This is a genomic window from Salinigranum halophilum, from assembly GCF_007004735.1.
Lineage (GTDB): Archaea > Halobacteriota > Halobacteria > Halobacteriales > Haloferacaceae > Salinigranum > Salinigranum halophilum.
This window is the reverse complement of sequence record NZ_ML660182.1, coordinates 848915-860121: the sequence shown is the minus strand read 5'-3', so window position 1 is coordinate 860121 and position 11207 is coordinate 848915. Positions and strand designations below refer to the sequence as shown.

Here is an 11207-nt window from a genome sequence, read left to right as displayed (position 1 = left end):
TCTTTGGCGCACTGCATCTGCACGCCCGCGTGGGTGTGGACGATTCCCTTGGGCTTGCCCGTGGTGCCCGACGAGTACAGCAGCATCGACTCCTGATTCGAGGGGAGCGATTTGGTGTCGTACGCGTCGTCTTGCGTCTCGACGGCGTCGGCGAACCACTCGTCGCGCTCTTGCCAGGGGATATCGACGTCGTCGCCGAGGCGGTCGTAGACGACCGTGTGTTCGACGTGGCCGGCCTGGTCGATGGCGTCGTCCGCACTCTCTTTGAGGGTGAGGGGCTTACCGCGGCGGTAGAAGCCATCTCCCGTAAAGAGGACCGAACACTCCGAATCCTCGATTCTCGTCGCCGTGGCGTCGACGCCGAAGCCAGAGAAGATGGGGACGGCGATGGCACCGACTTTGAAACAGCCGTAGAGGATGGAGATGACCTCGGGGACCATCGGCATGTAGAGGCCGACGGTGTCGCCGGTGTCGATGCCGACTGATTCGAGATAGTTGGCGACCTTGTTGGACTGGCGGGCGAGTTCGTGGTAGGTTATCTCTCTGACGTCGCCGGGTTCACCCTCCCAGATGCAGGCGACGGTGTTTCTCTTCTCGGCGTCGGATTCGGCGTGGCGGTCGACGACGTTGTGTGCGAGGTTGAGTTCGCCACCAGGGTACCACTCGGAGAACTGCGGGCCGTCGGAGTCGTCGCGGACTTGGTCGTACTCGGTGTAGAAGTCGATGTCGAGGTAGTCGGGGAGGGTGTCCCAGAACCACTCGACGCCGGAGTCGTCGACGCCTTCGAGATTGGTGGTCGTGCGTTCGATGAGTTCGTCGTAGTCGGCGATTCCATACTCGCGCATGAACTCGGAGACGTTGGTGGAGTCGACGAACTCCGCGCTCGGTTCGTGGACGATCTGGTCCGGGTCGGGTGCTGTCTGCATAGCGGACGCTGGTCTACGAACCAACCTAATCTTTCGGGAGGAATCCAAACCAACACTATTTTAAGAGATATTTGTGACCGCCGAAGCGCAATGTCGACAGGCACGAGTGAAACGGTAATACAGCGGTTCGGGAGTCGTATCGCCGACGGCGTCGAGCAGTGGATGCCGAGCCCGTTCCTCTTCGCGATCATCCTGACGTACGTCGTGTTCGTCGCCGGTGTCGTCGTGGAGGGAGCCTCGCCGGTCGCGATGGCACAGTACTGGCAGGACGGCTTCTGGGTGCTGTTGACGTTCGCGATGCAGATGGTGCTCATCCTCGTGACCGGGTACGCGCTAGCGTATCACCCGTGGGTCCAGGGGTTCATCGCGTGGCTCACCGGCCTCCCGAACGACGGCAAGCAGGCGGTCGTCCTCGTCGGCGCCATCTCGATGGTCGTCGCGTGGGTCCACTGGGGGCTCGGCCTCATCGTCGGCGCGGTGATGGCCCGGGAGATGGGTCGGCAGGCCAAAGAACGCGGCCTCTCGGTCCACTACCCACTCCTGTGTGTCGCCGGCTACATGGGCATGGGTCTGACGTGGCACTGGGGGCTGGCTGCCTCTGCACCGCTGTTGATGAACACGCCGGGGAACGTCTTCATCGAGCAAGGAATCGTCGAGGGCCTCATCTCCACCTCCCAGACGATCTTCCACCCGTACACGCTGGCGCTCGTCGTCAGCAGTATCGTCTACGCGTCGGTCGTGTTGTACCTGCTCGCGCCCCCGTCCGAGCAGTCCGACGCCATCACCGAGTACGTCCCGCAGAGCCAGCTGAGTTCGGCGAGCGCCGACGGTGGCGTCGATAGCGGCGAACCGGACGCGGAGACGGTCGGTGACCGCATCGACAACAGCCGGATCGTCGGCGGCGTCATCGCTCTGACCGGCGTCGCGCTCTCGGTCTGGACGTTCGCCCAGCAGGGCCTCGGGGCGCTCAACCTCAACGTCGTCAACTTCCTCTTCGTCTTCCTCGGCCTTGCGCTGTTCACGCGTCCGGCGGCGTATCAGGAGGCGTTCTCCGACGCGATTCCGGCGACGAGCGGCATCATCCTGCAGTTCCCCTTCTATGCGGGTATCATCGGGATGATGAACGCCTCGGGCCTGTCTGAGACGTTCGCCGAAGCGCTGGTCTCGCTGTCGACGCCGGCGACGTTCCCAGTCGTCGCGTGGGTCACCGCCGGTGTCGTCAACATCTTCGTCCCCTCCGGCGGCGGCGAGTGGACGGTCATCGGCACGACCATCCTCGCGGCCGCGAACGAACTCGGCGTCCCCGCCGGACAGGCGACCATCGCCTACGCCGTCGGCGACGCCCACACGAACCTGTTCCAGCCGTTCTGGGCGCTTCCCCTCCTCGGCATCACGGGCATCCGCGCCCGCGAGATGTTCGGCTACGCCGTGACGATGCTCATCCTGCTGATTCCGTTCCTCGCGGTGGCGCTGACGGTCATCCCGTACTGAGACACGCCTTCCACCGGCGGTAAACCCTTTTACGACGCCGTCGTTAACTCCTTGGCATGTACGTCCGGGATGCCAAAAACAGAGAGGAGGTCTGGTTGCTCGACCACATCGAGGCGATGGGCCTGGACGACGCGGCGTTCCGGTCTCGCGACTACGTCGTCGCGCTCGACGAGGAGACGAACGAGAAGGCGGGGTTCGGCCGGCTCCGCGTTCACAAGACAGACGAGGGCGACTACTGCGAGCTCACCGGCATCGGTGTCCTCGACGCGTGGCGCGGTCAGGGTGTCGGCGCGCACGTCATCGAGCGACTCGTCGAGAAGTCCGGTGACGCCGGGTTCGACGTGGTCTACTCGTTCGCGCTCGAACCGACGTACCTCGCCCAGTTCGGCTTCGAGCCGGTCCCGACCGGGGAGCTACCCGCACCCATGCGCACTCGGCTGGCGGCGAAACGCGAGACGATGACCGGCGACATCGTCCCGATGCGGCTCTCGCTCGAACAGTTCGAGATGCCGGAGCGCCTCCGCGAGGCGTTCAAGATGGCCGTCTCGGTCGACGACGAGAGCACGCCCGAAGAAGCACCTGAAGACTTCGGTATCGACCCTGAGAGCGCGACCTACAAGTACGACACCGGACGCTGAACTCAGGTTCGGTCTTCGAGGAAGTCCGTACTGAAGACGATCCACGCCAGCACCGAACAGAAGAGGATCGGCGGCAGGATAGCGAGCCCCCACAGCGGCTCGATTCCCCAGAACAACAGGAGGACCACGTCCGCGAGCCCGATACCGAGGAACGGTAACACGGCCAGGGCGGCGCGCTTGCGGTTCTTCCCCGTCTCTTCGACGAGCGTGGTGGACATACCCGTACTCGGGAGCGAACCGACAAAAGCAGTCCGCTCCGACCGCTCGATCAGTCCGGCCGGTCGGTGTCGCCGACGTCGTCGAACCGCGAGGCGAGCGTGACGAGGCCGAGCAGCACGCCGAGCGAGACGAGCGCGAGCACCATCCCGTAGAGGGTCATCGTCGCCGGCGTGGTCGGGATGTCGAACCCACCGAACACCGTAATCGTCGGTGCGACGCTCGCCCCGTTCGCCCCGACGAAGAAGCCGATGCCGCCGGCGAGAAGCACCACCGCTACGACGATGACGAGGAAGATGCGACGACCGTCGGTACTGTCGTCTGCCACAGGAGTCACGGATAGAGGTTGGGAAGCGACGGTATAGACCCTTTCTTCCTCGACCGCCGGGCGTCCCCGAGAGACCCCGAGATATTTGACCGGCAGCGTCGAAGCCCCGCGTATGACGGATACGACGCCGCCGACCGACGCCGACCTCGTCGACGCCGCCCGCGAGGTGCTCGCCGACGCGTACGTCCCGTACTCGGAGTACCGCGTGGGCGCAGCGCTGCTCACCGGCGACGGGACGGTCTACACCGGCTGTAACATCGAGAACGCCAACTACTCGAACAGCCTCCACGCGGAGGAGGTCGCCATCGCGGAGGCGGTCAAGAACGGGCACGACGACTTCGAGCGCATCGCCGTCTCCTCCGGCGTTCGCGACGGCGTCACCCCCTGTGGCATGTGCCGGCAGACGCTCGCGGAGTTCTGCGACGACGACCTGGTCGTCGTCTGTGACGAGGGCGACGAGCGGACGGCGTACACCCTCGGCGAGCTCCTCCCGAACACCATCTCGCTCGACACGCTCGATGCGGCGGAACGGACGACGCGGGACGACGCCGACTGACGTCCAACCGAAGTCGAACCGAATGCGGACCGAAGTCGAACCGGAGCGCCGGGAGTGGCCGGAGCAGAAGTGACAGACGGAAAGCCGACGAGGTGAGGATGCGGTGGAGGGCCGAGGGCCGACGTCAGCGGGCGTAGTCGTGTCCGACGGTCAACGCGAGGACGTTGCCCGCGAGGACCGCGATGAACGGGAGGAGTTCGCCGGGCCCGACGCCGCCGGAGAGGAGCGGGAGATACGCGACCGGGAAGACGACGGCGAGCCAGAAGGCGAGCGCTCGCACCGTCTTCGAGGCGAGCACGGGGAGTCGGGCGAGCGTGCTCGTCGTGAGCGTGGCGAACCGTGGGGACTGAGAGTGGGCACCGGACATGGCCACTTCTCCCTACGACGGAGACCACGATATAACGAGGAGAGCGTTGGCTCGATTTCACTCGAGTTCCGGACCGTTCAGCCGTCGGCGAGACGGTTCATCGGCCCACTGAAACGTTTCACGACTGTTTCTCCACGCCCGAGACCGTTTATCGGGGTTTATGAGGCTGTCTCGGCGTCGCTGTCTGCGCGTCTTCGGACGGAGACGTAACCGAGGCCTTCTTGCCCGCCCCGCGGGTGCGTTCGGACATGACTAACGGCTCCACGCTGCGGACGGACGGTGGCGCGGACGAGGACGACGAGGGACTGACGTACGCCGACAGCGGCGTCGATATCGAGGCGAGCGAGGCGGCGACGGCCGCGCTCGTCGCCGCCGCGGGCGACACCGGCGCGGGCGACTACGCCGGCCTGCTCGACATCGGCGACCGCTACCTCGCGCTCGCGACCGACGGCGTGGGAACGAAGCTCCTCGTCGCGGAGGCGCTCGGCGACTACTCGACGGTGGGTATCGACTGCATCGCGATGAACGTCAACGACATGGTCGCCGCGGGGGTCCGTCCGGTCGCCTTCGTCGACTACCTCGCCGTGGACGAGCCGAACGAGACGTTCTCGGCGCAGGTCGGTGAGGGACTCAGCGCCGGGGCCGAGGAGGCCGACATCGCGCTCGTCGGCGGCGAGACGGCGGTGATGCCCGAGGTGGTGAAGGGGCTCGACCTCGCGGGGACCTGCGCGGGCCTCGCGGCGAAGGACGCGCTGTTCGACGGGGAGGCACAGCCGGGCGACGCAATCGTCGGCTTCCGCTCGTCGGGCATCCACTCGAACGGGCTCACGCTGGCGCGGACGGCGGCGACCCGTCGCCACGAGTACACCGACCCCTACCCCCTGGAGACGCCCGACGACGAACCCGACTACGAGAGCGTGGGCGAGGCGCTCCTCGAACCGACGCGAATCTACACCCACCTGCTCGACCCGATGCGGGACCACGGCGTCCACGCTGCCGCACACGTCACCGGCGGTGGCTGGACGAACGTGACCCGGATGGGCGAGTACCACTACGTCGTCGACGACCCCTTCGACGCTCACTCGGTCTTCACGTTCGTCCAGGAGGAAGGCGACGTGAGCGACGAGGAGATGCACCGGACGTTCAACATGGGTACCGGGTTCGTCTGTACGCTTCCCCCGGAAGCGGCCGAGGAACTGGCCGCCGAAACCGACGGACGGGTCATCGGCCACGTCGAAACGGGCGACGGCGACTCGTGCGTCTCCGTCCGCGGGCTGACGCTCTGAGAGCTGGACCGTCCCCCGCGGACATCGGACCGTTCTTTAGGGTCGACGCGGGTGCGTCGAACATGACCGACTCGCCGCCGTCGCCGACGGGCTTCCCGGTGCTCGGCAACACGGTCGCGTTCGCCCGCGACCCGTTCGGGTTCGCGAGCCGCGCAGTCGACAGGTACGGCGACGTCGTCGACCTCGACGTGCTCGGGACCGACGGCCCCTACGTGCTCGCTCACCCAGACCACGTCGAGCGCGTACTCGTCGACGACCGCGACTCGTTCGAGAAGACCGACGACTTCACCGAGGCGTTCGGCCAGGGGCTCCTCGCCGTCGAGGGCGAGGCGTGGACGCGACAGCGTGAGTTCCTCCAACCGCTGTTCTACCGGGAGGCCGTAACCGGCTACGCCGACACGATGGTCGACCAGATCGAGCGCCGCGTCTCGCGATGGGAACCGGGTGAGAGGCGCTCACTCCGCGACGAGATGAAGGCACTCACGCTGGAGGTCCTCTTCGCCACCCTGTTCGGTCGCGAGCTCTCCCTGGCGGGCGACGACGCTCGACTGCGGGCGGCCGCTGGCGGACTCAACGCCCGGTTCGTACCAACCTCGTGGGCACTCCCGGAGTGGGTCCCGACGCCGAGTCGACGGCGGTTCGAGCGAGCACGAGAGACGCTCCGCGAGGAGGTCCGCCGACTCTGGCGCGAGCGCGTGGCGGACGAACCAGGCGGGGACCTGCTGTCACTGCTCACGACGGCGAGCGACGGGGAGGACTATCCGACCGGCGGCGAGGAGATCGAAGACCAGCTCGTGACGATGGTGTTCGCGGGGCACGAGACGACGGCGCTGACGCTCACGTACGCGTGGTATCTCCTCGCCCGGCATCCCGCGGTGGCGGCACGCGTTCGCGACGAGGTCGACGCGGTCGTCGGCGACGGGCGTCCCCGGGCGGCCCACCTGGACGACCTCGTGCTCACCGGGCGCGTCGTTCGCGAGGCGATGCGGCTCTATCCGCCGGTCCACACCATCCCACGACGAACGACGCAGTCGGTCGATGTCGGCGACTACCGGCTGCCGGCCGGGGCCGAGGTCCACGTCTCGGCCTTCCAGATTCACCGGAGCGAGCGGTTCTACGACGACCCCCTCGCGTTCCGTCCCGACCGCTGGACGGACGGGGAGCAACCGCGGTTCGCCTACCTGCCGTTCGGTGCCGGGCCGCGGCGCTGTATCGGGAGACAGTTCGCACTGGTGGAAGCGACGCTCGCGGTCGCACGTATCGCCCAAGAGTACCGTCTGGCGTACGCCGGTGAGGGCGAGGTGGCACTCGCCCCCGAGATGACGACCCAGCCGGCAGGACCGGTTCCGGTGCGGATTCGAGCCAGAGCGTAACCGTCAGGGCATCTGCGCGGCGATGTCGGCGTCGGTGATGATGCCTACCGTCGTTCCGTCCTGCATGACGAGGACGGCGTCGTGGCGGTCGAGGTAGCTGTCGACCTCCTCGAGCGTCGCGTCGGGTTCGACCGTCGTGAACGACTCGCGCATCACCTCGGCCACGGGGAGGTCGGTGACGTTGTCCTCGTGGACGTGTCTGATGTCGCTGTTGGAGATGAACCCACGCGGGCGGCCGTCGAGGATGACCGGGAGCTGTGAGAACCCCTCCGCGAGCATCCGGTCGCGCGCCTCGCGCACCGAGTCGTCCGGCGAGACCGAGACGACGCTCTCGTTCATGACGTCGGCCGCGCGCACGACCTCGCCCTCCGCCTCGTTGAGCGCGTTGACGATTCGGCGCAGCGTCGAGAGTCGCGGGTCGACGTCGTCGCCCTCGATGCGGGCGATGAGCGGCTGGGAGACGTCGGCCATCTCCGCCAGCGCGCTCTGGGTCAGTTCGAGCGACTCCCGGCGGTCTTTCAGTTCCTGCGGGGTCGGGAGCTCCATACCGACGTATAACCAGAGGTAATGACTAAAAGGTTGTGGGACCTTACTCGTCGGCGTCCTCTGCGGTCTCGACGATGTCGATGACCGAGAGGGGGACGTCACGGAGGGCGCCACCGACCTCGCTCTTGGCGATGCGCGCGGCGTGCTGTTCACTGTCGGCGTTGAACACTTCGATTTCGAGGTCCAGCCCGACCAGCGCGGTGTTCGCAGCGATGAAGGCCGAGTCGAACCCTTCACCGCAGAACGGACAGCCGGTGAGGCCGATGTTCACGTCGACGAACTCTTTGTTCTTCTCGTTCAATCGCTTGCCGGCCTCGCTGACGGCGACGCCGATGGCGTCGTCGACGTCGTCGACGTCGCGCACGAGCCACGCAGCCTCGAGAGCGACGAGATAGTTGCTCATACCACTCCATCGAGGCTCGGGCTTTCGTCTCTTGCGGTTCGACCGCCGCGTGAGTGTGGCTCTCTGTCGTGACTGTCGTTGTCTGCCGTGCTACTGTGGGCGTGAGAGAAGCGCACGTCCTGTCGATTACGCCCATAACTTATCGGAATACTCGCCGTGAGTGACCCCATCGCTACGGTACTCATCCTCGATATTCAGACGGAGTTGTGTCTACTACAAGCTCAGTTTAATCGCACGACTGCGGAGGGGTGCCTTCGAACGACGAGGGAGAAAGCTTATATCCTGGAACGACTCGGGAGCGAAGTACGCAGATGATAGAGACCACGTATCGCGCTGGCCTGCTGGTCGCGTACCAGTTCGCCGTCTTCGTCGGCATCGTCCTGATGCCCGTAGCCCTGCTCGCCCGTCAAGTGGGTGTCACTCTCCCGGTCGGTCACCTCGTCCAGACGCTCGACGACGCCTACACGAACGCCACCGACAACGCCGACGCGCGCTGAGCGCCGCTCGACTGTTCTCGACTGTGACTTCGCCGCCGAGCGACGCGTCGGCGTGACGTCCCCGCGCCAGTCGTCGACTCGGCGGGCCGAGGCGGCAACGGCGGGGGGAAGGACTGCATTTATCAGCGCTGGACGACAAGGACCGTCAATGCGTACCCCCACTCACGACGACTTCTCCGGCGGGTTCGACTCAGGAAACAGTCGACCGGTGTTCGGCCCGGAACTCGGCGAGTTCCCCAACGCCGACCAGCGCCGACAGTCGGGCGACTCCGAGGAGACGAAAGAGATGAAGACCGGGACGACCACCGTCGGCCTCAAGACGGAAGACGGCGTCGTCCTCGCGACGGACATGCGCGCCAGCGCGGGCTACATGGTCGCCTCGAAGGACGTCCAGAAGGTCGAGGAGATTCACCCGACCGGTGCGCTCACCATCGCCGGGTCGGTCTCGGCGGCCCAGTCGCTCATCCGCTCGCTGAAGGCGGAGGTGAGCCTCTACGAGTCCCGCCGCGGTGAGAACATGAGCATGCAGGCGCTGTCGACGCTTACGGCGAACTTCCTCCGCTCGGGCGCGTTCCTCATCGTCCAGCCCATCCTGGGTGGCGTCGACGAGGACGGACCGCACATCTACAGCATCGACCCCCTCGGCGGCACCACCGAAGAGGAGTACACCGTCACCGGGTCGGGGAGCCAGTACGCGCTGGGTGTTCTCGAACAGGAGTACACCGACGAACTCTCCATCGAGGAGGCGAAGACCATCGCCGCCCGCGCCATCAAGAGCGCCGTCGAGCGTGACCTCGCGTCCGGGAACGGTATCAACGTCGCCGTCGTCACCGAGGACGGCGTCGACATCACCCGGCACAAGGACTTCGCGGAAGTCCTCTAAGTCGGCCTGCGCCCCTTCCGTCTCCCGACACCCGCCGCCCAGTGTCTCGCGCTTCCAACCGGTCCATCGTTCGTGAGCCACCGGCTCGGTCTGGTCGTCGATAGACGGTTCCGACGTCACGTCACTGGTGCACGACACCGACGCCGACCTGCTCAGATCCAGTCGGTGAAACAGCCCTCTAACAGCGTCTGCTTCTGCCGTTCGATGTACGACCGCTGCATTCCGGCCACCGCCGCCTCGAACGACTCGCCGTCGTCCAGTCGCGTTCGGACGCGACTCCGCTTCCACGCGGCCGGCGTCGTCGCCGTCTCGACGCGTCGGCGGAGCGGGTCGATGTAGTACGCCGCCTCCGCGGCCGAACAGCCCGCGGACTCGAGGCCGTCGGCAGCGTGGGCGAGGAGGTCGTCGTACAGTTCGCCGGTGTTGGTCGTGACGTCACCGGCGTTCGTCACCCAGGTCAGGTCGGCGTCGAGTCCCTCGCGGGCGGCGGCGTAGAAGTTCTCCTTCGCCGTCTCCCAGTCGAGGCCTTCGACCGGGTGCGCGCGCCGCGGGAGGCTCTCCATCAGCCCGGCGAAGGCAGCCTGAAACGCGATGGAGTCGCGCACCGTCGGCTGGGCCGCGATGGGACGGAACTCGATGCGGGCGTTCGCCGCCGAGCGGGTGGGCCCGTCGAACACCGGCCGGACCCACCGCCAGTAGGTTCCGTGCTTGCGTCGGAGGGTGGCGAAGCGGTCGTCGTAGCGGTCGCCGCCGGAGACTGACATGGGAACGACGCTCGGGTCCTGGGCCACGCGGTCGACCGCCTGCTCGACGGTGTCGACGTCGCGAGGGAAGCGGACCTTCTCGGAGTCGGTCGTGTTGAGTACCGATTCGAACACCGTAATCCGGCCCTCGTCCCAGCCGTCGGCGAGAATCTCCTCCGCGGTGGCGTCCTCGTCGTAGAGGTCCGGTGGGAAGAACGGGGAGTTGACGGCGAGCGAGAGCAGCGGACCGGCCACCCGTAGCGCGTACGCGAAGTGTTGGGGCAGGTCGGCGGCGTGGGCCACCTGGTAGTGCGGTTGGATGGACGTGATGAGGCTCTCGGGCATCACCGTCGGGGCCTCGAACGAGAGGTGCGGGGCGTCGATGCCCATCGAGTCCGGGGCGTTCGGCCCGTTCGCCATCGCGTGATAGCGGACGGCGTCGCTCATGTTCGTCGCGATTCGGACCCCGTCGACCTCGATGGCGTCGGTGAGATACTCGCGGGCCGTCTCTCCCGCGGGCGGGATGGTCCAGAGCGCGTCGCTCACGAGTCGCATCCCCTCGGCGCGGGCGCAGTCGAGCGCGGCGGCCAAGCGGGCCTTCACCTCGGACTCTTGGGCCTGGAGTCCGTAGGCCGACAGCGGCTGTGGCGAGGTGGTCATCTCGGCGTTGTGCAGACCCAGTTCCTTCTCGAAGCCGATGAGTTCGAGGAGGCGTCGAGGGACGCGCGTGAGTGCGTGTACCTCGTCGTCGGCGCGCCAGCGGCCGTCCGCGACGGCGTAGAACTCGTACTCGAAGCCGACGATGGCCTGGTGGTTGTCGAACACGCCGTCGCGAAGCCCCTCCTTTACTACCTCGGCGTCGGCCCGCGCCTGTGCCTCGAACGCGTCAGCGTCGACGTCGAGGACGTCTCTGACACGGTCCGCGAGGTCGGCAGTCATACTCCCCGGTTTCTC

The 11207-nt window shown here is 66.7% G+C and carries 14 protein-coding genes; 7 read left to right on the top strand and 7 right to left on the bottom strand.

The window, feature by feature from the left end; genetic code table 11:
• Positions 1-926 (bottom strand): AMP-binding protein (locus tag E6N53_RS04460; RefSeq protein WP_142857195.1); only part of this gene is annotated, 926 nt, incomplete at its 3' end.
• Positions 927-1016: 90 nt separating this feature from the next.
• Here E6N53_RS04460 and E6N53_RS04455 point away from each other — a divergent pair.
• Together E6N53_RS04455 and E6N53_RS04450 are read left to right on the top strand one after the other, a co-directional pair.
• Entirely contained in the window at positions 1017-2417 is a 1401-nt protein-coding gene (locus E6N53_RS04455) for a short-chain fatty acid transporter (RefSeq protein WP_142857192.1), read from the top strand.
• A gap of 56 nt (positions 2418-2473) precedes the next feature.
• A complete protein-coding gene (locus E6N53_RS04450) occupies positions 2474-3055 on the top strand; it encodes a GNAT family N-acetyltransferase (RefSeq protein WP_142857189.1) in 582 nt (193 codons plus the stop codon).
• A gap of 2 nt (positions 3056-3057) precedes the next feature.
• On the opposite strand, the gene E6N53_RS04445 is transcribed toward E6N53_RS04450, so the two are convergent.
• A complete protein-coding gene (locus E6N53_RS04445; protein ID WP_136589222.1) occupies positions 3058-3273 on the bottom strand; it encodes a DUF8142 family protein in 216 nt (71 codons plus the stop codon).
• A gap of 50 nt (positions 3274-3323) precedes the next feature.
• A complete protein-coding gene (locus tag E6N53_RS04440) occupies positions 3324-3608 on the bottom strand; it encodes a DUF7520 family protein (protein WP_201741067.1) in 285 nt (94 codons plus the stop codon).
• A gap of 103 nt (positions 3609-3711) precedes the next feature.
• Here E6N53_RS04440 and cdd point away from each other — a divergent pair, with 103 nt between their 5' ends.
• Positions 3712-4155: a cytidine deaminase gene (gene cdd, locus E6N53_RS04435; RefSeq protein WP_142857187.1), complete on the top strand. Its 444-nt coding sequence runs from the start codon at positions 3712-3714 to the stop codon at positions 4153-4155.
• Between the two features lie 124 nt (positions 4156-4279).
• Here cdd and E6N53_RS04430 read toward each other — a convergent pair whose 3' ends face one another.
• Positions 4280-4522: a DUF8028 family protein gene (locus tag E6N53_RS04430; RefSeq protein WP_142857185.1), complete on the bottom strand. Its 243-nt coding sequence runs from the start codon at positions 4520-4522 to the stop codon at positions 4280-4282.
• Between the two features lie 248 nt (positions 4523-4770).
• On the opposite strand from E6N53_RS04430, the gene purM reads away from it, so the two are divergent.
• Both purM and E6N53_RS04420 read left to right on the top strand, forming a co-directional pair.
• On the top strand, positions 4771-5808 hold the full coding sequence (gene purM, locus E6N53_RS04425) for a phosphoribosylformylglycinamidine cyclo-ligase (protein WP_142857183.1): 1038 nt from the start codon (positions 4771-4773) through the stop codon (positions 5806-5808).
• A 62-nt stretch (positions 5809-5870) separates the two neighbouring features.
• Positions 5871-7181 carry a cytochrome P450 gene (locus E6N53_RS04420; protein WP_142857181.1) on the top strand — a complete coding sequence of 437 codons (1311 nt, stop codon included), beginning with the start codon at positions 5871-5873 and terminating at the stop codon, positions 7179-7181.
• Between the two features lie 3 nt (positions 7182-7184).
• On the opposite strand, the gene E6N53_RS04415 is transcribed toward E6N53_RS04420, so the two are convergent.
• Together E6N53_RS04415 and E6N53_RS04410 are read right to left on the bottom strand one after the other, a co-directional pair.
• A complete protein-coding gene (locus E6N53_RS04415) occupies positions 7185-7727 on the bottom strand; it encodes a CBS domain-containing protein (RefSeq protein WP_136589217.1) in 543 nt (180 codons plus the stop codon).
• Positions 7728-7770: 43 nt separating this feature from the next.
• Complete coding sequence (locus E6N53_RS04410) at positions 7771-8130, bottom strand: DUF555 domain-containing protein (protein ID WP_136589216.1); 360 nt, start codon at positions 8128-8130, stop codon at positions 7771-7773.
• A gap of 311 nt (positions 8131-8441) precedes the next feature.
• On the opposite strand from E6N53_RS04410, the gene E6N53_RS04405 reads away from it, so the two are divergent.
• Positions 8442-8627 (top strand): hypothetical protein, encoded by a 186-nt coding sequence (locus E6N53_RS04405; protein ID WP_142857178.1) that lies wholly within the window; start codon positions 8442-8444, stop codon positions 8625-8627.
• Positions 8628-8775: 148 nt separating this feature from the next.
• Positions 8776-9510 carry an archaeal proteasome endopeptidase complex subunit beta gene (gene psmB / locus E6N53_RS04400; RefSeq protein WP_142857176.1) on the top strand — a complete coding sequence of 245 codons (735 nt, stop codon included), beginning with the start codon at positions 8776-8778 and terminating at the stop codon, positions 9508-9510.
• 152 nt (positions 9511-9662) lie between these two features.
• Here psmB and E6N53_RS04395 read toward each other — a convergent pair whose 3' ends face one another.
• Complete coding sequence (locus E6N53_RS04395; RefSeq protein ID WP_142857174.1) at positions 9663-11192, bottom strand: glutamate-cysteine ligase family protein; 1530 nt, start codon at positions 11190-11192, stop codon at positions 9663-9665.
• Between the last annotated feature and the right edge of the window lie 15 nt (positions 11193-11207).

Bases quoted from the DNA above. Each gene is read 5' to 3' on its own strand.
- E6N53_RS04410 (WP_136589216.1), bottom strand. From the start codon at position 8,130: ATGAGCAACTATCTCGTCGCTCTCGAGGCTGCGTGGCTCGTGCGCGAC.
- E6N53_RS04445 (WP_136589222.1), bottom strand. From the start codon at position 3,273: ATGTCCACCACGCTCGTCGAAGAGACGGGGAAGAACCGCAAGCGCGCC.
- E6N53_RS04430 (WP_142857185.1), bottom strand. From the start codon at position 4,522: ATGTCCGGTGCCCACTCTCAGTCCCCACGGTTCGCCACGCTCACGACG.
- cdd (WP_142857187.1), top strand. From the start codon at position 3,712: ATGACGGATACGACGCCGCCGACCGACGCCGACCTCGTCGACGCCGCC.
- E6N53_RS04455 (WP_142857192.1), top strand. From the start codon at position 1,017: ATGTCGACAGGCACGAGTGAAACGGTAATACAGCGGTTCGGGAGTCGT.
- E6N53_RS04405 (WP_142857178.1), top strand. From the start codon at position 8,442: ATGATAGAGACCACGTATCGCGCTGGCCTGCTGGTCGCGTACCAGTTC.
- E6N53_RS04420 (WP_142857181.1), top strand. From the start codon at position 5,871: ATGACCGACTCGCCGCCGTCGCCGACGGGCTTCCCGGTGCTCGGCAAC.
- E6N53_RS04415 (WP_136589217.1), bottom strand. From the start codon at position 7,727: ATGGAGCTCCCGACCCCGCAGGAACTGAAAGACCGCCGGGAGTCGCTC.
- E6N53_RS04395 (WP_142857174.1), bottom strand. From the start codon at position 11,192: ATGACTGCCGACCTCGCGGACCGTGTCAGAGACGTCCTCGACGTCGAC.
- psmB (WP_142857176.1), top strand. From the start codon at position 8,776: ATGCGTACCCCCACTCACGACGACTTCTCCGGCGGGTTCGACTCAGGA.
- E6N53_RS04450 (WP_142857189.1), top strand. From the start codon at position 2,474: ATGTACGTCCGGGATGCCAAAAACAGAGAGGAGGTCTGGTTGCTCGAC.
- purM (WP_142857183.1), top strand. From the start codon at position 4,771: ATGACTAACGGCTCCACGCTGCGGACGGACGGTGGCGCGGACGAGGAC.